Source organism: Mycobacterium sp. E1715 (assembly GCF_001667625.1).
Taxonomy (GTDB): domain Bacteria; phylum Actinomycetota; class Actinomycetes; order Mycobacteriales; family Mycobacteriaceae; genus Mycobacterium.
Genome location: NZ_LZJJ01000119.1, coordinates 1 through 19,793, shown reverse-complemented (window position 1 = coordinate 19,793; position 19,793 = coordinate 1). Strand labels below are relative to the sequence as shown.

Annotated in this window: 22 protein-coding genes; 10 read left to right on the top strand and 12 right to left on the bottom strand. The window is 68.8% G+C overall.

Annotation, left to right across the window (positions count from 1 at the left end; all coding sequences use genetic code 11):
* Window positions 1-7: 7 nt before the first annotated feature.
* Window positions 8-1,843: a fatty acyl-AMP ligase gene (locus A9X03_RS06315; protein WP_068260175.1), complete on the bottom strand. Its 1,836-nt coding sequence runs from the start codon at window positions 1,841-1,843 to the stop codon at window positions 8-10.
* A gap of 104 nt (window positions 1,844-1,947) precedes the next feature.
* Window positions 1,948-3,018 (bottom strand): serine hydrolase, encoded by a 1,071-nt coding sequence (locus A9X03_RS06310; RefSeq protein ID WP_068260169.1) that lies wholly within the window; start codon window positions 3,016-3,018, stop codon window positions 1,948-1,950.
* A 158-nt stretch (window positions 3,019-3,176) separates the two neighbouring features.
* On the opposite strand from A9X03_RS06310, the gene A9X03_RS06305 reads away from it, so the two are divergent.
* Complete coding sequence (locus A9X03_RS06305; protein WP_067780246.1) at window positions 3,177-3,644, top strand: SRPBCC family protein; 468 nt, start codon at window positions 3,177-3,179, stop codon at window positions 3,642-3,644.
* 24 nt (window positions 3,645-3,668) lie between these two features.
* On the opposite strand, the gene A9X03_RS06300 is transcribed toward A9X03_RS06305, so the two are convergent.
* The 5 genes from A9X03_RS06300 to aceA form a co-directional block, all read right to left on the bottom strand.
* On the bottom strand, window positions 3,669-4,010 hold the full coding sequence (locus A9X03_RS06300; protein WP_068260166.1) for a hypothetical protein: 342 nt from the start codon (window positions 4,008-4,010) through the stop codon (window positions 3,669-3,671).
* A 74-nt stretch (window positions 4,011-4,084) separates the two neighbouring features.
* The gene (locus A9X03_RS06295; RefSeq protein ID WP_068260164.1) at window positions 4,085-5,248 is read right to left on the bottom strand and encodes an LLM class flavin-dependent oxidoreductase; all 1,164 of its coding nucleotides are present in this window, start codon (window positions 5,246-5,248) and stop codon (window positions 4,085-4,087) included.
* Between the two features lie 180 nt (window positions 5,249-5,428).
* Window positions 5,429-5,827, bottom strand: a complete 399-nt coding sequence (locus A9X03_RS29085; RefSeq protein ID WP_067750496.1) for a hypothetical protein — start codon at window positions 5,825-5,827, stop codon at window positions 5,429-5,431.
* Between the two features lie 158 nt (window positions 5,828-5,985).
* Window positions 5,986-6,189 carry a hypothetical protein gene (locus tag A9X03_RS29080; protein ID WP_067750493.1) on the bottom strand — a complete coding sequence of 68 codons (204 nt, stop codon included), beginning with the start codon at window positions 6,187-6,189 and terminating at the stop codon, window positions 5,986-5,988.
* A 413-nt stretch (window positions 6,190-6,602) separates the two neighbouring features.
* The gene (gene aceA, locus A9X03_RS06280; RefSeq protein ID WP_067750490.1) at window positions 6,603-8,894 is read right to left on the bottom strand and encodes an isocitrate lyase ICL2; all 2,292 of its coding nucleotides are present in this window, start codon (window positions 8,892-8,894) and stop codon (window positions 6,603-6,605) included.
* A gap of 323 nt (window positions 8,895-9,217) precedes the next feature.
* Between aceA and A9X03_RS06275 the strand changes: the two genes are divergently transcribed.
* Entirely contained in the window at window positions 9,218-9,592 is a 375-nt protein-coding gene (locus A9X03_RS06275) for a hypothetical protein (RefSeq protein ID WP_067750487.1), read from the top strand.
* Here A9X03_RS06275 and A9X03_RS06270 read toward each other — a convergent pair.
* A complete protein-coding gene (locus A9X03_RS06270) occupies window positions 9,589-10,311 on the bottom strand; it encodes an MBL fold metallo-hydrolase (RefSeq protein ID WP_068018492.1) in 723 nt (240 codons plus the stop codon). The two genes, A9X03_RS06275 and A9X03_RS06270, sit on opposite strands and share 4 nt — an antisense overlap.
* A gap of 74 nt (window positions 10,312-10,385) precedes the next feature.
* Between A9X03_RS06270 and A9X03_RS06265 the strand changes: the two genes are divergently transcribed.
* Genes A9X03_RS06265 through A9X03_RS06245 form a run of 5 tightly spaced genes read left to right on the top strand, consistent with a single transcriptional unit; the run spans window position 10,386 to window position 13,282 of the window.
* Window positions 10,386-10,712 carry a helix-turn-helix transcriptional regulator gene (locus tag A9X03_RS06265; RefSeq protein ID WP_067750483.1) on the top strand — a complete coding sequence of 109 codons (327 nt, stop codon included), beginning with the start codon at window positions 10,386-10,388 and terminating at the stop codon, window positions 10,710-10,712.
* Entirely contained in the window at window positions 10,709-11,119 is a 411-nt protein-coding gene (locus A9X03_RS06260) for an SRPBCC domain-containing protein (protein WP_068260157.1), read from the top strand. Before A9X03_RS06265 ends, A9X03_RS06260 begins: the two co-directional genes overlap by 4 nt.
* Before the next feature lie 20 nt (window positions 11,120-11,139).
* On the top strand, window positions 11,140-12,144 hold the full coding sequence (locus tag A9X03_RS06255; RefSeq protein ID WP_068260154.1) for a zinc-binding dehydrogenase: 1,005 nt from the start codon (window positions 11,140-11,142) through the stop codon (window positions 12,142-12,144).
* A 35-nt stretch (window positions 12,145-12,179) separates the two neighbouring features.
* Window positions 12,180-12,623, top strand: coding sequence for an SRPBCC family protein (locus tag A9X03_RS06250; protein ID WP_067760702.1), 444 nt, complete (start codon window positions 12,180-12,182; stop codon window positions 12,621-12,623).
* Between the two features lie 50 nt (window positions 12,624-12,673).
* A complete protein-coding gene (locus A9X03_RS06245; protein ID WP_067760704.1) occupies window positions 12,674-13,282 on the top strand; it encodes a YbhB/YbcL family Raf kinase inhibitor-like protein in 609 nt (202 codons plus the stop codon).
* Window positions 13,283-13,285: 3 nt separating this feature from the next.
* On the opposite strand, the gene A9X03_RS06240 is transcribed toward A9X03_RS06245, so the two are convergent.
* Window positions 13,286-14,848, bottom strand: a complete 1,563-nt coding sequence (locus A9X03_RS06240) for an NAD(P)/FAD-dependent oxidoreductase (protein WP_067760709.1) — start codon at window positions 14,846-14,848, stop codon at window positions 13,286-13,288.
* 107 nt (window positions 14,849-14,955) lie between these two features.
* Here A9X03_RS06240 and A9X03_RS06235 point away from each other — a divergent pair, with 107 nt between their 5' ends.
* Window positions 14,956-15,555 (top strand): TetR/AcrR family transcriptional regulator, encoded by a 600-nt coding sequence (locus A9X03_RS06235; protein ID WP_067760711.1) that lies wholly within the window; start codon window positions 14,956-14,958, stop codon window positions 15,553-15,555.
* A 59-nt stretch (window positions 15,556-15,614) separates the two neighbouring features.
* On the opposite strand, the gene A9X03_RS06230 is transcribed toward A9X03_RS06235, so the two are convergent.
* A complete protein-coding gene (locus tag A9X03_RS06230; RefSeq protein WP_304528233.1) occupies window positions 15,615-16,484 on the bottom strand; it encodes a LysR family transcriptional regulator in 870 nt (289 codons plus the stop codon).
* 94 nt (window positions 16,485-16,578) lie between these two features.
* Between A9X03_RS06230 and A9X03_RS06225 the strand changes: the two genes are divergently transcribed.
* Together A9X03_RS06225 and A9X03_RS06220 are read left to right on the top strand one after the other, a co-directional pair.
* Window positions 16,579-16,971 (top strand): tautomerase family protein, encoded by a 393-nt coding sequence (locus A9X03_RS06225; RefSeq protein ID WP_067760716.1) that lies wholly within the window; start codon window positions 16,579-16,581, stop codon window positions 16,969-16,971.
* On the top strand, window positions 16,968-17,945 hold the full coding sequence (locus tag A9X03_RS06220; RefSeq protein ID WP_067760718.1) for a nitronate monooxygenase family protein: 978 nt from the start codon (window positions 16,968-16,970) through the stop codon (window positions 17,943-17,945). Before A9X03_RS06225 ends, A9X03_RS06220 begins: the two co-directional genes overlap by 4 nt.
* Here A9X03_RS06220 and A9X03_RS06215 read toward each other — a convergent pair.
* Together A9X03_RS06215 and A9X03_RS06210 are read right to left on the bottom strand one after the other, a co-directional pair.
* Entirely contained in the window at window positions 17,931-18,644 is a 714-nt protein-coding gene (locus tag A9X03_RS06215; protein WP_067760719.1) for a hypothetical protein, read from the bottom strand. The genes A9X03_RS06220 and A9X03_RS06215 overlap by 15 nt on opposite strands.
* Window positions 18,645-18,659: 15 nt before the next feature.
* Complete coding sequence (locus A9X03_RS06210) at window positions 18,660-19,715, bottom strand: fatty acid--CoA ligase family protein (RefSeq protein ID WP_068260151.1); 1,056 nt, start codon at window positions 19,713-19,715, stop codon at window positions 18,660-18,662.
* Between the last annotated feature and the right edge of the window lie 78 nt (window positions 19,716-19,793).

Below are 19,793 nucleotides of genomic sequence, written 5' to 3'. Positions count from 1 at the left end.
GCCCGGGTCAGTGTGCGCCCAGGCCGCCGCTCAGGTATTGGGCGCGGCAGGCCCGGCGCGCCAGCTTGCCGCTGGTGGTGCGCGGGATGGCGCCGGCGGGCAGGAAACACACGTCGGCGACCGGCAGCCCGTGGCGGCGCGAAACGGCGGCCCGGATCGCCTCGATGGCCGGCTGCGGATCGGCCCTGCTGGTGCCCGTCGCCCGCTCGGCGATGACCACCAGCTGTTGATCGGAGTCTCCGGCCGGGACGGCGAAAGCCGTCACGTATCCGCGCCGGACGATCGGGGAAGCTTCGGCGACGGTCGCCTCGATGTGCTGCGGGTAGTGGTTGCGGCCGGCGACGGTGATCGTGTCGGCGATCCGGCCGGTGACGTACAGCTCGCCGTCGAGATAGGTGCCCAGGTCCCCGGTCCGCAGCCACGCGCCGTCGACGGCGGATCCCGCCGCGTGACTGCCCTCGGCCAACCGGCAGTGCAGCCGACCGCCGAACGCTCGCCGGGTGTCCTCGGCCAGCCCCCAGTAGCCGCGACCGACGTTGTTGCCCTGCACCCAGATTTCGCCGACGTGACCGTCGGGCAGTTCGGTCCCGCCGTCCGGGTCGACGATGACGGCCCACTCGCTGCGGCCCACCTGGCCGCAGGACACCTGCGCGACGGCCTCCGGGGCGTCGGCCGGCACCCGTACCGCGCGGCCGGCGCCCAGCTCCGCGCGGTCGAAATACGCGGCCGTCGCCTCCGCTTCGGGCGCGATGGTCGCGACGAACAGCGTGGCCTCCGCGATGCCGTAGGAAGGCTTGAACGCCGTCGGCGGCAGGCCGTATGGGGCGAACGTCTTGTTGAAGGCGTTGATCGCATCGATGCTGACCGGTTCGGATCCGATGATCAGCACCACGTTGCTCAGGTCGACGGCGTCACCCGGCGCGGGCAGCCCCCGCTGGGCCGTCCATTCGTAGGCGAAGTTCGGCGCCGCGGTGACGGCCCGGCCCGCCTCGGCCGACAGGGCTTTGATCCAGCGCTGCGGCCTGCGCACGAACGCCGCGGGCGACATCAGCGTGGAGTGCCCCCCGTACACCGCGGGGAAGCCGATCATCGACAGTCCCATGTCGTGGTACAGCGGCAGCCAGCTGACACCGTGGGTGTTGCGGTCCAACAGGTCGATCGAAAGGATCATCTGCACGAGGTTGGTGCCCACCGCCCGGTGCGTGATCTCGACGCCGACCGGGGGCCGCGTCGAGCCCGACGTGTATTGCAGATGCGAGACGTCGTCGTGGCGCAGCTCGGTGGGGGTGAACGAGTCCCGCGCCGAGTCGGGTATTTCGTCGATGACGATGACCCGCGGCCGCTGCAGCTGCGGGAGCGTGCCCAGAAATTCCTCGACCGCTCCCCTGGCCGCCGCCGTCGTCAGCACGGCGGTCGGCCGCGAATCGCGCAGGGCCGTGTCCAGACGTTCGGCGTGGCCGGGCAACTCGGGCGCGAACAGTGGCACCGCGATAGTGCCGGCCTTGATCGCCGCGTAGAAGCCCGTCACGTAGTCCAGGCTCTGCGGCGCCAGGACGGCGACCCGTTCGCCAGGGCCGGCGGCTTGCTGGACCCGCGCGCCGATCGCTTCCAGCCGCACGCCGAACTGGTTCCACGTCACCTCTTCGGCCACGCCGTCGGCGGAGCGGTTGTAGTCCAGGAAGCGGTATGCCACCGCGTCACCGACGTTGGCGATGTTGCGGTCGATGAGGGAGATGAGCGTGACGTCCGCCGGGGGCATGATGTTGCCCTCGGCATCCAGACAGTCCTCGATCTTGAGCATGCCGGGGACACCTGGGGCGTGCTGCCCGGAACCGAACTCCATGGACCCCACTGTAGGCAAGGCGGCGCGGCAACCCGTCGTGCCGCGACCGTGACGATCGGCACGGCGGCTCGCGAAGGGTGTTGTCTGCGAATCGAATCCGTCAGCTACATCCAGAGCTTCGCCAGCGCCTCGGCGAGGGCCTCCGGATCCTGTTTGTCGGTGTTGCAGGTGATGGCCACCGACGTCGCCCGGTCCTTGCTGACCCGGAAAGCCGTGACGAATCCGCCCCACGAACCATTGTGATCGAGTGCGCCGTTGGCCAGCAGGTAGATCCCGGCGCCGTAGCGGTCCCCGCCGCCCGGTTCGGTGGGCACGGCTCCGGCCAGTTGGGCACGGAGGAGCGCGGGACCGCCCACGCGGCCGGTGCGGTAGTTGTCCGCCCAGCGGACCAGTTCGCTGGGTGTGGTCTGAATGCCGCCGTCACCGACCTGCCCCCAGCCGGACGCGACCGCGTTGCCGTCCTTGTCGTAGCCGACAGCCTTCCCGGGAATCGGCCCGGTGGGATCGACGACCATGTTCAGCCCGAGGGGGCGAAAGATGTGGCCGGAGAGGAATTCCGCCAACGGTTCGCCCGAAGCGCGGTGCACGATCTCGCCGAGCAGCAGGTAATTGGAGTTGGAGTATTCGAATCGCGAACCGGGCGGGAACTCGAGCTGGTCGACGCCCGCCAGCGCCCGCAGGGCCTGATCCTCGGTCGTGCGGTCGCCGACCTGGGCGCCCTGCGCCTCGAGCAAGCCGACGTAGTCGGGAATTCCGCTCGTCTGGTGCATCAGCTGCTCGAGGGTGACGGTGTTCGCCCACGCCGGCAGCTCGGGCGCGTGCCGGGAAACGGGGTCGCCCAGCGTCAGCTGACCGGCGGCGACCAGCAGCAGCACCGCTCCGGCGGTGAATTGCTTGGACACCGACGCGATGTCGAACACCGTGTCGGGTGTGATGGCCTCGTGCGTCGAGACGTCCGCCAGGCCGCGCACCCCGGTCCAGACGACTTTGCCCTCGACACCCGCGGCGGCCGAGCACCCCGGATCGCGTGCGCCGATTGCGTCGTCGAGCACCCGTTGACTGCGGACGTGGGCGTCGGCGCGGCCGGTGGTGGAGGTGGCGCGGACGCCGTCGTGGCCGCCGCCGCACCCGCCGAGCAACAACGTGACGGCAAACATCAACAACGCCTGCCGCATTCGCCGATTGTAGGCACCACCCGATCGACGGCCGGGTGCTTTCGCCGCGCCGCCGGCGGAGGGGCCGGCGAACCCCGTCCGGCGGGGGCGCTGCGCGGGCGGTAGCCTACGCGCGAACGGCCGCCAGGGTCGGCGTTGGATCTCCCGGGGAGTGGGTCATGTCAGGCAGGACGTATTCGTTCGAGGTCACCCGCACCAGCACCGCGCCCGCGGCGACGCTGTTTCGACTCGTGACCGACGGCGCGAACTGGTCGAAATGGGCCAAGCCCATCGTCGTCCATTCGAGTTGGGCGCGGCAGGGTGATCCCGCGCCGGGCGGGATCGGGGCGGTCCGCAAGCTCGGGATGTGGCCGGTGCTCGTGCAGGAGGAAACCGTCGAATACGAGCAGGACCGGCGGCATGTCTACAAGCTGATCGCGCCGTCCAACCCGATCAAGGATTACGTCAGCGAGGTGGTCCTCACGCCGAACCCGGCCGGCGGCACCGACATCCGCTGGACCGGCTCGTTCGTCGAGGGAGTCCGTGGCACGGGTCCGGCGATGCGGGCCGCCATGGGCGGCGCGGTCCGGTATTTCGCGCGTCGGCTGGTGGAGACGGCCGAGCGCGAGTCGACCGGCCAGCGCTAGCCGCGCCCGCGTCCACGGCAGACGCTACGGGTTGTTGGCCTGCTGCTCGTCGAGCTGCGCCTGCTGCATGCTCTGTTCGAACTGCTGCTGCGCCTGTTCGTTTTGCTGTTCGGCCTGCTGCATGGACTGCTGCAGCTGCTGCTGAGCGAGCTGCTGTTGCAGCTGGGCTTCGTCGTCGTCGTCATCGGCGGCGAAACCGTTCCCGCCGGACGGGTTGGGCGGTGCCTGTGGGAATGCCGCCACGTCCGTCGGGCGCGCCGATGCCTGCGCCGCGTCGAACGTGGTGAGGAGAGCGACGGCCGCGGCCGCCGCGAAGACGAGCTGCGCGATGTGTCTCCGCGGGTGGTGAGGGGTTCCGGTGGTCATCCCTCAGTTGTGCGCCGAAACCCTAGCTGCCACCTGGGAAGCGGCTGTCGCCGGAGTATGAAGCCTCCGAATCGCTACTTCGAGTCGACCTCGTCCTGGTACTTCTTCGTCATGTGCGCGACCGCATCCAACTGAGATTGCGCGAGGCTGTCCCGGGCCTGTCCGGCGCGCGCGGCGGCGTCCAGGGTCGGCTGCGCCTGGCCCTGGAAATGCGGCATCACTTCGGCGGCGAACAATTCGGCGGACCGTCTGGTGGCGGCGGGGTTGGCCCACTCGTGGCCCATCTGCAGCATGCAGCCGAATCCGCCGGATTGATCCCACAGCCGCTGGACCTGTTCCCGTGCCCGCTCCGGCGTGCCGATCACGCCCGCCCCGTTGTCGTTGATGACGTCGATCATCTCGTCGAGCTGCTCACCGGGCATCGTCATTTGCGGGAAGGCGGCCACCTTCTGGAAGTAGCGGAACCACGGCTCGATGCCGAACTTGACCTCTTCGCGCGCCTGCTTCTCCGTTTCGGCGAGGTGGAACAGGCCGACCAGGCTCCAGTTCTTGCGGTCGACCTGCGTCCCGAATACCGCCGCGCGCTCCTCGACGATGCCCCAGTGATAGGACAGCGCGTTGAAACCCTCGACGGTCAGCGTCGCGCCGATGGACAGCAACCCGATGCCGTGCTTGCCGGCCAGCCGCGCGCCCGTCGGTGACGCGACCGCGGCCACCGACAGCGGGATCCCGCCGTCGGAATAGGGGGCGAGCTGCAACTTGGCGTCGAACAGTTGGTGCGTGGCCGTCTTGGCGCTCACGGTTTCGCCCGCGAGCAGGCGGACAACGATGTCGAGGTTCGTTTCGAGCAGCTCGCGCGTGTCGGTCGGGGTGAGTCCGATCATCGACGAGTCGCTGGGCAGGGAGCCCGGCCCCACGCCGCCGATGATCCGGCCGTAGGTGAGGTGATCCAGCAGCATCAGCCGGTCGGCGACCCAGAGCGGGTTGTGGTACGAGAGGGAAATGACCCCGGTGCCAAAGCGAATCCGCTTGGCGCGCTCGGCCGCCGCGGCGATGAAAACCTCTGGCGAGCTGATGATCTCGCTACCCGCCGAATGGTGTTCACCCAGCCACACTTCGTCGAAGCCGAGGGCGTCGAGGTGCTCGATGAAGGCGAGGTCACGCTGCAGCGCAAGCGTCGGATTCGTGCCCGCCCGATGGAACGGCGCGATGAAGTATCCAAACCTGAGCTTCGCCATCGAAGTCCCCTTGCAGCCGAGTAGGCCAGAACCATAACTCGAATGCGGACTCCCGCCTAGGCCGTCACGCCAGAAAGCCAGGTGGGCGAGAGGTTTTCAGCCGGCGGGGCCAGGTGATCCCGGCCCCGCCGACTAGGCGAGCAAGTTCGTGTTGTCGGGGGGTCAGCGCTCAGCGACGTGTCAGTAGCCGCCGCAGACGTTCCCGACGCAACCGCCACCGCCACCCGGGCCGCCGCCGCCACCCCCGACACCGGGGATGCTGCCGCCACCGCCGCCGGGGCCGCCGCCACCCGTCGGACCGCCGGGGACGCCGCCGCCACCGCCGCCCGGGCCGCCGCCACCCGTCGGACCGCCGGGGACGCCGCCGCCACCGCCGCCGGGGCCCCCACCGCCCGTGGGGCCGCCCGTGGTGCCGCCGCCACCTCCCGGGGTGGACGGGGCCACGGTGGACGACGGCGTGGTCGTGGGCGTGGTCGTGGTGCTGTTCGTCCCCTTGTTGCCGCCGCCGCATCCGACCGCGAGCACGAGCATGGCCGCGCCACCGAAGAGCGCGACCGAGTTTCTGGCTGCAGATCTCATCTGGAAGTCCCCAATCCCCACTTGCACCACGGCAACTGGTCCACTTCTCCTTACCCCGGCACACGGCCGGGCAAACGGGTCGCGGCGCGGGGGCTCCAACCCGCGGAGACGCCGATGGCCCATCACCGGGATGGGCCATCGGAGAAAAGGAGTTCGGGTTAGCAGTCGAGACCGGACACGCAGCCCGCCAGGGTGGCCGGGTGGGCACCGGACGCGACCGTCGGTGCCGCCGTGATCCCGGATGTCGCGTGCGTCGCCGCGCCGGCGGTCGGGCTGACGCCGAAACCGCCGAATCCGACCGCCAGGGCCACCGCGGCCATCCCGCCGAACACCGCAACCGCCGTCCTCATCTGCGCCTTCATCAGCCACTCCCTTCCCTTTGTGCGCGTCCGGGGGGTGGCGCGCATCCATTCCCAAATTCTACACCTGTGCAACTGTTGCTCCAGACAGGTTTTTGCCGTCACCCATGCGCGGTGCACCCCGTTGGCCGCCATTAGCGGTAAGGGCTGAGGAAACGGGACTTGGCGTGACGAGACGCTTGCGCGGAACCGGGGCGCGTTAGGAGCCGATGGCCCATCTCGGGCTAATGGACCATCGGCGAGTCAAATCGTATCCGCGGACAACTGTTGCTATGCGGGATTCTGGTTATGCGCCGGTAAGAAACTTTCTTATTCGTAAATTGGATAGTCCGCTCGCGGCATGACGCCAATGCCCCGCTCTGAGCGATGGCGTAGGCAGAACTCGAGCGAACCGCGGTTCGCTCGAGGGCCGCTCCTTAGTCTTCCTTGGTGATCAGCTTCCGTAGCGCCACGCGATCGGGCTTCAGCAACTCCTCGATGCGCGGACGGTTCACCTCGGCGACGATGATCTCGCCGACCTCCTGGTTCACCTCGGTGAAGATGCCGTGGGACTTCATCTTCGACGTTTGATACTGATTGTCCTCGGTCGGCGTCACGTAATACACCGCGTCGGCCTTGAAGCGGTGCACCAGCCATAGGTGAATCAGCGTCATCAACCGCTTCTGGCGCAGCTTTTCGGCGAACGTGTTCTGGTCGCGCACCGTGAGGATGCTGCGGCCGTGCCGATCCTTGATCGGGTCGAACACGACGTTGGCCAGCTGCTCGTCCCCGTTTCCGTGGATCCCCAGCACCAATACGTCCGAGCCGGGCCGGCGCGGCCGCAGCTGCACGCGCAGCTTCTCGCCGAGCTGGTAGTGCTCGCTCCACAGCGCCAGCCACTCCTCCAGCAGCTTCTTGGGCACCTCCGTCTGCACGAGGTGCTGGTGCTGGGTCGAACCCTTGCCCATCGCCTTGGTGGTCGCGGTCCGGCCCGAGGACGCCTGCAGCGCCGCATCGCTGCGCGGCCCGCCGACCAGCGTCTGCGGCGTGCGATACGGCGACTCCACCAGGCGCATCTTGCGCTGCAGGCGAGCCAGCGCCAGCATGCCGTCCTGCCTCAGGGACGCCGCGAACTCCTCGGCGGCGACGCCGTCGATCTGGTGGCCGCCGTAGGTGATGAAGTTGAAGACGAAGCCCATCTTGCCGAGCTCCTCGGGGAAGCGCTTCATCTCCTCATCGGTCATGCCGGTGGTGTCCCAGTTGAACGACGGGGACAGGTTGTAGGCCAGCATCTGCTCGGGGAACTCGGCGTGGATCGCCTCGGCGAACTGCCGGGCGTCGGCGAGATCGGCCGTCTTGGTCTCCATCCAGAGCACGTCGGCGAACGGCGCCGCGGCCAGCGACTTGGCGATCGCATAGGGGATGCCGCCGCGGATCTGGTAGTAGCCCTCCGGCGTCTTCGCCAGCTCGCAGTCCCACGGCGGGTCGACGCCCAGCTGCTTCGCCTTCTCCCGTGCGGCGTAGAGCGACGCGCGCTGCGCGAATTGCCGCCAATCCGCCGGGCTCATGCCCACCGGCTCGTCCTCTTCGCTCTCGCTGAATTCGAGCACCTCCGCGACGGCCTCGCCGTAGGTCATCAGGCCGGCGTCGTCCTCCCAGGCCGCCACGAACCGCGACTCGACCTGGTCGAAGAGGTCGTCGATCGAACCCTGCCCGTCTTCGCGCCGGGCGTTGACGGCCTCGGAGATCAGTCCCTGGATGCCCTGGCGTTCCAGCCACGCGCTGGCCGCGGCGTACTCCGAATCCGCCAGGGCGTAGAGGAGATGGCCGTTGAGTTCCTTGACACCCAGCTCGTAGAAGCGGCGGAGTAGCGCCAGGAAACAGGCCTTGTACGACGGGATGTTGAGGTTGGTGGCGCCGAGCAGGAACGGCTGGTCGCGCTCGTCGGCGCGGCTGTCGATCAGGTTGGCCGCCTCGGCGTCGGTGCGGGCGACGATGATCCCCGGCACCCGCATGACGTCGAGCTGGAAGCGAGCGGCGTTGAGCCGCTTGATCTGTTCGTCGGAGGGCACCAGCACCTTGCCGCCTTGGTGGCCGCACTTCTTGGTGCCGGGGCGCTGGTCCTCGATGTGGTAGCCGGCGACGCCCACCTCGACGAAGCGGCGGACGAGGTTGCGCACGTGCGGATCGCCGCCGTGGCCGGTGTCCGCGTCGGCGATGATGAACGGGCGGTAGTCGTAGGCGGGCGTGCTGGCTCGCTGCGCCTCGCTCATGTTGAGCCGTTGGTATTGCTGGTTGCGGTCGGCGGTCAGCAGGGCGCGGACGAGTACCGCGGCGTCGTCGGGCACCTGGCTCAGGGGGTAGCTCGCCAGGTCCGGGCCGGGGTCCTCGGTGGTGGAGCCTTTGGCCGACGTTGCCCAGCCGCCGAGGTAGATGCCCTCGATGCCCATCCGCTTCATCGCCACGGCCTGGCCCGGCGAGTAGGGCCCGAACGTGGTGATGCTCTTCTTGGTGGCGAACAGCTCGCGAAGCCGGTCGTAGAAGGCCGCCGCCGCCTCGCGCGCCACGATGTAGTCGGTGGGGATCGTGCCGCGTTGTTCCACTACCTGGCGGGCCGTGTAGAGACGAGTGATTCCGGCGAACCGCGGGCCGTCCATGTATCGCTGGGTGGCGGCGATGTCGTCTTCGTACGAGGTCCGGACTTCAGTGTCCGAGTCAATGATGGCCATGGCCCTACGCTCCCTGTTCGGCACGATTCCCTTGAACGTGAGTCTATCCCCGGGGGTGACGGATAAATCAGGGGTCGAAAGACCCGTGCCAAAACTGTTGCCAACTGCCCTACTCCGGCCCGCGCCGGCGCCACGAGGCCGCCGGGCACACAAGATCGTCGGTATCGCCGAAACGGCCCGAACCGGCGCTCGCATTTCGGATTCGATGAGAATCGTTGTGCTGCAATGGTTGTCGATAACATCCAGCCCTTGCCCCGACTGGCCGGAAGAGTTGAAATACGAAAAACCGGCGAATCCAGCAAACAAGAGGTAGGGTAATCGCCGTGCAGACGGAATTGCGCTATGACCGGTGGTATCTACCGCTTTCGGTTCCCGTCGGAATGGGACCCAAGCGCAGCGAGCTCAGGGTGGATGCCGGCACCCTACACGTCAAGATGGGTTGGGCATTCGACGCTCACGTACCGCTGGCGTCGATCACCCGGGCCGAGCGGGCGGACGACCGGGTCTTCACCTTGGGGGTGCACTATTCGGGTGGACGCTGGCTCGTCAACGGTTCGGGTAAGGGCCTGGTGGCCTTGACGATTGAGCCACCGGTGGAGGCGAAAGCCGTGGGCCGAACGATTTCGCTGCGCGAGTTATGGGTCAGTGTCACCGACCCGGATGCCCTGATCGCCGCCTGCACCGGCCCGCGCGTCTAACCCGGCTCGAGGCCCGCTCGTCGGGCCAGCCAATCCCGCTGGCGGCGGATGAAACCGGCGTCGACGACGCTTCCGTGGCCCGGCACGTAGATGGCTTCGGGTCCGCCCGCCGCGAGTATCCGATCGAGGGTGAACGGCCAGGCGGCCAGATCGGAATCGGCATCGATATCGGGGTCGGCGGACTCCTCGACGAGATCACCGGTGAAGACGACAACCGGGTCGTCTTCGCCGTCGACGCCGGGCGCGATGACGACCAGGTCCGCAGTGGTGTGTCCCCGGCCCAGGTGGGCGATCGTCACGGAGCGGTCGCCCAGGTCGACGACCGCGTCGTGGACGCCGCGCCGCGGTGGCTTCAGCGCCGCGACCGCGCGGTCGACCTCAGCGGCGTCCGCGCCATAACTGACGGCATCCGAACGAAGGTGATCGACGGCGGACGACAAGTATTCGACGACCTCAGGGGCGCAAAGGATTTCAGCTCCGCCGAACGCCGAAGAGCCCAGGACGTGGTCGAAGTGCTTGTGCGTCAACACGACATGCGTGACCGGTCGTCCCGCGAGCTCGCGGACGTCGGCGGCGATCGCGTCGGCTTCGACCAGCGTGGTGCCGGTGTCGACGAGCAGCGCGCCGGTGCGGCCCCGCACCAGGGCGACGGTCACGTCGCAGAACGCCAGCCGGCAGCGCTGCACGCTGGGTGTCAGCCGCTCCCAGGTGAAGTGCATAACCGGGAAGATAGCGGTCACCGCGGCCCGCTGCGGGCGCCCGGGATGGTTGACACGTCGGAAATATCCGACATATATTGCCGGGCGTGGCTGGCACCGACCGCGTCTTCCTCGCGCTGGCCAATCCCGTGCGGCGGGAAGTCCTGGAGATCCTGTCCCGCCAGCCGCTGTCCGCCGGGAAACTCTGCGAGCGGTTCGACCTCAGCCGCCCCGCGGTCGCCGAGCACCTCAAGGTTCTGCGCGACGCCGGGCTGGTGGCCGACGAGCCGCAGGGCCGGCATCGCATCTATCACCTGACCGCGGAACCGTTGGCGCAACTCGGTGAGTGGCTGCATCCGTTCGAGAAGTTCTGGCGAGCACGACTGGCCAAACTCGCCGAGACGGCAGAGGAGTGGGAATGAGGAAGACGTCGACGCCCGCGACGATCCGGGTGGATCAGTTCGTGGCCGCCCCGCCTGCGAAAGTGTGGCGCTTGTTGACCGAGCCGGACCTGCTGCGGCTGTGGTGGGCCGAGGGCGACGTGGCCGCGGTCGTGGGCCACCAGTTCACCCTCGACATGCCGGGCTACGGCACGCAGCCATGCAAGGTGCTCGAGGTCGATCCCCCGCGCCGGTTCGTGTACACCTTCACGCCCGCGTGGACGCTCACCTGGCGCCTGGAGCCGGAGGGTGACGGCACCCGGGTGTTCCTGGAACACAGCGGTTTCGACTTGGACGACAAGAGGATGGCCGACGCCTTCCGGCGGATGGAGCCCGGCTGGTCCGGCGTCGTCCTCCCCCGCCTGGCCGACACCGTCAACCGGGCCTGAGCCGCCGGGGAGGAAGTGCAATGCGTGCAGTCGTCATCACCAAGCGCGGCGATCCATCGGTGCTGCGGGTGCAGCAGCGGCCCGATCCGCCGCCACCGGGCCCGGGACAGCTGCGGGTCGCGGTGCGCGCGGCGGGGGTGAACTTCGCCGATCACCTCGCCCGCGTCGGCCTGTACCCCGATGCGCCGAAACTTCCGGCGGTGGTCGGTTACGAGGTCGCCGGGACGGTCGAGGCCGTCGGCGAGGGCGTCGATCCCGGCCGCGTGGGCGAACGGGTGCTGGCGGGCACGCGGTTCGGCGGCTACGCCGAGGTCGTCAACGTGACGGCGAGCGACTCCGTGCCGCTGCCGGCCGCGATGGGCTTCGAACAGGGCGCCGCCGTCCCGGTCAACTACGCGACCGCATGGGCCGCGCTGCACGGATACGGGTCGCTGCGCGCCGGTGAACGGGTGCTGGTGCATGCCGCGGCCGGCGGCGTGGGCATCGCGGCTGTTCAGTTCGCGAAAGCGGCCGGGGCCGAGGTGCATGGAACCGCATCACCCGCCAAGCATCAGAGGCTGGCCGAACTGGGGGTGGACCGAGCGATCGATTACCGCCGCGACGGCTGGTGGGAGGGCCTGCAACCGTACGATCTGGTGCTCGATGCGCTGGGTGGCACGTCGTTGCGGCGGTCCTATGCGCTATTGCGACCGGGCGGAAGGCTTGTGGGCTACGGGGTTTCGAATCTGCAGCACGGTGAGAAGCGCTCTCTGCGGGCGGCGGCCCCGCACGCGCTGGCGATGCTGCGCGGGTTCAACCTGATCGACCAACTCTCGGAGTCCAAGGCCGTGATCGGCCTCAACATGCTGAGGCTGTGGGACGACCGCGGCACGCTCGAGCCGTGGATCACCCCGCTGACGGAGGCGCTCGAGGACGGGACCATCGCTCCGATCGTCCACGCGGCGGTGCCCTTCGACGAAGCGCCGGAGGCGCACCGCATTCTCGCGGCGCGCGAGAACGTCGGCAAAGTGGTCCTGGTTCCGTGAGTTTTTAGCGGCGCCGCAGTGGTTATCTATCCTGCATGGCTGTCACCGAATCCCGCGAGGTCGTCATCGAAGCGACACCGGATGAGATCCTGGATGTGCTGTTCGACATCGAATCCCTGCCCGAGTGGTCCTCGGTTCACCAAAAGGTGGAGGTTCTCGAGCGCGACGATCAGGGCCACCCCACCAGGTCGAAGCAGGTGGTCAAGCTCGTCGGGGTCAGCGACGAACAGGAGCTGGCGTACACCGTTCACGACGACGGGGTGAGCTGGACCCTGGTCCGCGCCAAACAGCAACGCGCGCAGGACGGCCGCTACACGCTGACGCCCGACGGTGACTCGACCCGGGTGAGCTTCGATCTGACCGTCGACCTGTTGATGCCGGTGCCCGGGTTCCTGATCAAGCGCGGGTCCAAGAGCCTGATGGACACCGCCACGAAGGGGCTGCGTAAGCGGGTGCTCGACAAGAAGCGCGACTCCTAACGGCGCTCTGGCCCTACCGGACGGCCGCCCCGCGGTCCACACTGTCCCTTATGAAATCGCCGACCCCGCGCGGCCCTCGCAGGATCGCACCGATCATCGGCGGGCTGGCGATCATCGCCGCGCTGGCCGGCTGCGGCGGCCACGGCGACACCCATATGACCGCGCCGTCGACGCCCAAGGTGACGACCCTCGGGCGCACCGTCGCGGCCGCGCCCGCCGGGGCCCCGTTGACCATCAGCAGCCCGGCGTTCGGTGACGGCGCCCCGATCCCCGTGCAGTACACGTGCAAAGGGGCCAACATCGCGCCGCCGCTGACGTGGTCGGCGCCGCTGGGGGCGGCGCTCGTGGTCGACGACCCGGACGCCGTCAACGGGCTGTACGTGCACTGGGTCGTGACCGGCATCGCCCCGGGTCCCGGTAGCACCACCGACGGTCAGACGCCGGCCGGCGCGACCACGCTGCCGAACTCGGCCGGACAGCCCGCGTACAAGGGCCCGTGCCCGCCGGCGGGAACCGGCACGCACCACTACCGGTTCACCCTTTACCAGCTGCCCAACGACTACCAGCTTCCCGGTGGCCTCGCGGGCGTGCAGGCGGCGCAAACGATCGGTGGCGCCGCCACCGCCCAGGCGCAGCTGACCGGAACGTTCGCGGGCTGAGCGTCAGGCCATGTCGTCGAGCGCTTGATAGCCCGCGTTGTAGCCGGGGGTGAACGTGATGCCCGGCCCGCCATGGCATCCCGCGCCGCCGAGGTAGAGACCGTCGATGGGGATCGGGAAGTCGAGGAAGCCCTTGGGGCCCGGCCTGTTCGGGCCCATCAAGTCCGGATGCAGCAGACCGTGGCAGAAGTCGCCGTCGGGTGCGCCGAACATCGTGTTCATGTGGTAGGGCGCGAACGTGATGTGGCGGATCACGATGTCCTTGAAGTTCGGGGCCAGCCGGGTGATCTTGTCGATAACGCGTTGGGCCATAACATTTTTGAGGTGCCCGTGCTGATCGCGGCTGACTTCGACCGGGAAGGCGTACGCGTAGGCGCTGGCGGCGTGCTTACCCGGCGGCGCCATGCCCGGATCGTGCACGGACGGTATCTGCATTCCCATCGACGGGTTGTCCGGGACGATGCCCCGGCGGCAGTTCTCCCAGTGCAGCTGTTGTTCTTCTGGATCGCCGAAGATCCCGACCGATTGCTGCATGCCTTCTTCGTTCAAGAACTCATACGGTGCGGCGAACTCGGGCAGTCCGTCGAGGGCGAAGTGGATCTGCACGAACGAGGCCCGGTGATCACGGCCCGACAGCCGCGAGACCAGCTCCGGCGGAACGTGTTCGGAGTCGATGAGCTCGGTCAGCGTGACGTCGGGCGCGAGGTTGGAAACCACGATGGGGGCAGTGATGGTGGAGCCGTCGCGTAACCGCACCCCGGTCACGGCGCCGTGGTCGACGAGTATCTGCTCGACCTTGGCGCGATAGCGGATCTCTCCGCCGTGGGAGACGAACAGCTCACGCAGGTGTTCGGTGAGCGCGCCGATGCCGCCCTTGAGCTTTGTCATCATCGCGGTGGCATCGTCGGGCACGGCCAGCGCGAACGCGAGGCAGGTCGCGCTGCCCGGTGTGTAGGGCCCACGATAGGTGGAGTTCACGGCCAGGAATGCGAGCATCCCCCGCATGACCGCGTGCCTGTCCTTGTCCGGCAGGTAGCGGTCGATGACGTCCATCGCCGACCCGAACAGCATTTCGTGAATTGCCCGGCGCTCCGCGTCGTTGGCCGCGCAGGCATACATCTCGTCGAGGGTCTTGGGTGGCGTGCGGACGTCGAAGCGGCCCAACGCCTTTGCCGGTCCCTGGCTCCACCCGATCAATTCCGCCATGCCGGTGACGGCTTCGATTCCGTGCTTGTCGCCCAGGTGCGTCATCAATTGCATCGGGTCGCGGTAGAAGATCATCGGTTCCTCGCCGTTGTCACCGATGTTGGTGGACATCACCTCCGGCTCCACCGTCGGCAGGGTGTCCAGCCCCAGGTCCTTGGTGATCTGGCTCGCGGTGGGGAACTGCACCGACCCGGCGATCTCGTAGCGGAACCCGTCGATCAGTTCGACGGTGGCCGCCATGCCGCCGGCATAGGTGTTGGCTTCCAGGCACAGGGTGCGCAGGCCCGCGCGCTGCAGCACCGCCGCCGCGGTCAATCCGTTGTGGCCCGCTCCCACGACGATCGCGTCATAGTCCGGCATGGCTTCCTCCCTCGGGTCGGCGCGTGACAACAATATGTCAGTACTGACATAATTGGAAGATGTCAGCACTGACCAGTTCAGGCCGGCTGGGCTACCATCTCGATGGGATGAGCGCGCCGACGAACCGCCACGAGCTACGCCGACGATCGACACACGAGGCGCTGCGCCAGGCGGCCTTGAAAAGCTTTGCCCGCAAGGGGTTTGCCAACGTCACCGTGACCGAGCTGGCCAGGGAGGCGGGCGTCACCGAACGCACCTTCTTTCGCCACTTCCCCACCAAGGAGGCGGTGCTCTTCCAGGACTACGAGACGCAGCTGGAATGGCTGGCGGAAGCGCTCGCCGGCCGCCCCACCTCCGAGTCACTCTTCGATGCCGTGCTGGCGAGCGTCGCGGCTTTCCCGCACGACCTCGAAGTGGTCCGCCAGGCCGCGACGGCCCGTGCGGAGCTGATCAGCGCGGAGCGCATCGCCGGTCACCTGCGCGTCGTGCAGGCGTCGTTCGCGCACGTGCTGACCGACTTCGCCAAGGGCCGCAACCCGGGAGTGGCGAACATCGATCTGCTCGCCGAGGTCACGGGCTCGGCCCTGGCCGCCGCCCTCGTTGTGGCGGTGGAGAATTGGGGCCGCAACGGCTGCACCGGGGAGCTCGGCGAACTGGTGGCGTCCAGCCTGGATCTGCTGCGGTCGGGTCTGGCGCCGCTCGCGTGATTCGTTGAGTGTGCGCCCACGGTGTCGACACGCCGAGAATCGCCGCCGTGAGCGCACACTCAAACGTCCTGCGCGCTCTCGACGGCGGCCTCGACGAAGCGGCGCAGCACGGCGTTGCGGGCGCGCGGCAGAAACGCCAGGGCGACCGGACTCTGCGGGGCCCCGCGCAGCGCGACGAACCGGACGCCCGGGTGGATGTTGCGGCGGACGGCGACGTCGGGGATCACGCCGATGCCGCGATCGGCCGCGACGGACTCGAGCCACTCGTCGAAATTGGCCGTCTCCACGATGGTTTCCGGTCCCTCCCCCGACGGCCACGACCATGGCCCGGTGGTCCCGCTGGCGGTGTTGACGACCAACGGCCACCGCGGGACCTCGGCCCAGTCCAGCTCCGACCGGGACGACAGCGGCGAATGCACCGAGCACACGGCCACCCGGTTCTCGTCGAACAGGTGCACCACCCGCACGGCGGTCGACGTCACCTGTCCGCGGACCACGGCGACGTCGACCCGGCCCTGCTGCACGGCGCCCAGCGCATCGTCGGTGCGGACCAGCCTGACCGTCGTGCCGGTGGCCCGCTCGAAACGGGCGACCGTCTCCTGCGCCCACGGGTCGGGCAACAACCAGCTGAATCCGAGGCCGATGCTGGCCTGCCGGCGCACGGCGCCGAACGCCCGCTCCAGTTCAGCGAGCACCCGTTCGACATGCTCGAGGAAGATCCGTCCGGCCCGGGTCGTCTCCACGTGCCGCGAAGTGCGGTCCACGAGCGTCACGCCGAGCGCGTCCTCGAGCTGCCGGATGGTCCGGCTGAGCGCCGGCTGGGTGATGCGCAGTTCGTCGGCGGCCCGGGTGAACGACGCGAGTCGCGCCACCGCCTCAAACGCCCGGAGGTGGCGCAATTCGACTCGGCCACCTTCCATTGCGCCCATGCCCGACAAGCATAGATCGATTACAGCAGGCATTTCACACCCGATCCGGGCGAACCTAACGTCGTAGCCAGGACACAGATCGTAAGGAGCCACCATGCCGCTGCTGTACATCGACCTCATCGCGGGCCGCACGCCATCGGAAATGCGGGCGTTGCTCGACGCGGTGCACGAATCCGTCGTCGAGGCCTTCGGGGTGCCGCCGCGCGACCGTTACCAGGTGGTGCGCAGCCATCCCGCCCACGAAATCATCGCCCTGGACACCGGTCTCGGCATCACCCGGTCGGCGCACCAGGTGATCGTCCACATGGTGAGCCGGCGGCGCACACGGGCGATGAAGGAGAAGTTCTACCAACTGCTGGCCACCCACCTGGCGGAGCGGTGCGGGCTCGACCCGGCCGACCTGATCGTCTCGATCACCGAAAACGGCGACGAAGACTGGTCTTTCGGCCACGGCCGGGCGCAATTTCTCACCGGGGAGCTGACATGAGCCTCGACACCCGACTCACGAAATTCTTAGGCATCCAGCACCCCGTCGTGCTCGCCCCGATGGCGATGATCTCCGGGGGGCGGCTGGCGGCGGCCGTGACGTCGGCCGGCGGCCTCGGCCTGATCGGCGGCGGCTACGGCGACGCGGCATGGCTGCGGCGCGAATTCGACCGCGCCGACGGGGCAACCGTCGGCTGCGGCTTCATCACGTGGAGCCTGGCCGGCGAACCCGCGCTGCTCGACGCGGCCCTGGAGCGCCGGCCCGCCGCGATCATGCTGTCGTTCGGTGAGCTGCAGCCGTTCGCCGAGCGCATTCGCGCCGCCGGCGTCCCGCTGATCGCGCAGGCGCAAACCCTCGACCACGCGCGCCTGGCCCTGGACGCCGGCGCCGATGTCGTGGTGGCCCAGGGCGGCGAGGCGGGCGGGCACGGGATGAGCGCCCGATCCACCTTCACGCTGGTGCCCGACGTCGTCGACCTGGCCGCCGATCGTTCACCCGGCACGCCGGTGCTGGCGGCGGGCGGGGTCACCGACGGGCGGGGCCTGGCCGCCGCGCTCGCGCTCGGCGCCGACGGGGCGCTGGTGGGCACCCGATTCTGGGCGACGCCGGAGGCGCTGGTGTCGCCCCGCGCGCACGAGCGGGCGCTGACGGCCTCCGGTGACGACACCGTTCGCACGCGCGCCTATGACCTTGTGCGACGGCTGGATTGGCCGGCCGAATACAACGCTCGGGCGCTCGGCAACGCGTTCCTCGACACGTGGCACGGCAACCAGGACGGGCTGGCGGCGTCGCTGCAGGAGGCGGTGGCCGACTACGAAAAAGCCGTCGCGGCTGAGGATTTCGATACCGCCGCCATTCTCGTCGGCGAAGGGGTGGGGCTGCTGCGGCAAGTCCGGCCCGCGGCCGACATCGTGGCCGACATGGTCGACCACGCCGCCCGGATCCTCAACCGGCCGGCCTCAGTACAGCGGTGACCAGTCCGACGTCCGCAGCAGGCGGCTTTCCCACTGGTCGCGGTATTTCAGCGCCTCGACCATATAGCTGCCGGGCCGCCGGTGCTCGGGCGCGGTCTCGGCCGTCAGCAGGTGGACCAGCGCGGCATAGTTGTTGAAGTTCTCGATCTTCTGCCACAGCATCGCTTCTCGTCGGCGGTAACTGCCGTGCGCCACCTGAAAGCACGCTTGGATATCGAGGATCCGCATTTCTTTTGGGGCTTTGGACAGCAGCCGGTAATAGATCTCGTCCCACATCCTGATGTAGTCGTCGAGCGCGGCGTCGGGCCAGCCGGTGTCTTCCATGAACAGGCTCAGTTGGTGGGTCGCACCGTCGGTGGGCACCGTCGAGAGGTCGACGGTTTGCAACGGCGACCAATCGACGGGAAGCAGAAGCTTTCCGGTCACCTCGTGGCGCAGGTTGTCCAGTTCGCGCATCCACGGGCGCAGGTCGCCGCTTTGTGTCCTGCGCGCAAGCCTTTCCCAGGCCGCGCCGTCGACGATGCCGGTGATGGTGACAACGTTGTAGGACAGGCCGGAGCCGTGGGCGTGGTTGGTGTACCAGAGCAGCCGCGCGTCGTCCCCCGCGGCCAGGGTGGGCATCCAGCCTTCGCGGTATGCCGCCTCGAATTCGTCCTGCCGCGCGCCGACCACCCGGTGGGTCTCGTGGAGGAACAGCATCGAAACTCCTTGCCTTCAGGGCTGATCGGCGATCAGCGCGGCGAGCTGGCGGCGGCTGACCTTGCCGGTCGAGCTATAGGGGATGTCGTCGACGAGCGCCAGCCGCTCGGGCAGCTTGAAGTAGGCGATCGACTCGCGACAGTGCGATCGCAGGTCTTCCAGGGTCACCGGGGCGCAGGCCACCACCGCAGCTCCCACGCGCTGGCCCAGCTCGTCGTCGGCGATACCGGCGACCGCGACATCCCGCACCGCGGGGTGGGAACGCAGCGCTTCCTCCACCTCGACCGGCCCGAACTTCTCTCCCCCGCGGTTGATGGTGTCGCTGAGCCGTCCGCAGGGGAAGAGGTAGCCGTCGGAGTCCCGGCGGGCGAGGTCACCGGTGCGCAGCCACCCGGCGGTGACGTTCTGGGTGGTGTTCACCCACAGCTCACCGATCGTTCCGACCCCGACGTCATCGCCGGTCTCGGGATCCACGACCCGCACCTCGACCCCGGGCAGCGGACGGCCGACGGATCCCGCGCGGGCGGGGTCGCGGTGGTCGGCGGGCAGCAGCGTCGTGTATGCGCCGAGGGTCTCGGTCTGGCCGAATACGTTGGCGAAGGCCACGTGTGGCAACGCGTCCATCGCCCGGCGCACCAACGCGATGGGCGCGGCGGCGGCCCCGTAGGCGATGGCGACCAAGGACGACAAGTCGGCGTAGGGGAAGCCGGGATGGTCGAGGATGCGCTGCAGCATGGCGGGAACCAGGAACGTGGTGGTCACCCGGTGTTCCGACACCAGGCGTAGCCACTCGCCGGCGTCGAATCGCGGCTGCACGACCGACGTGTTGCCGGAGTAGAGGCTGCCGAGCGTGCCCAGCGAGCCCCCGACGTGGAAGAACGGGACGCACATCATCCCCACCGAGGGTTTGGCGTCCGCCCTGAAGGGTGGCGCCATTCCCCCGATCCGCCTTGCCAACTGCCTGCCGCTGATGCCGACCGCCTTCGGCAATCCCGTTGTTCCGCTGGTGAATAGCACCAGGGCGTCGCGGTCATCGCTGCCGGCGGGCGCTGCCGCATCGGCGCCCTCCAGCAGCTCCGCGGCCTATTGACGGCCGCGGGCTGTGCCGACGTGGCCGTCGCGGGGGAACCGTACGCCGACCGGCTCCGA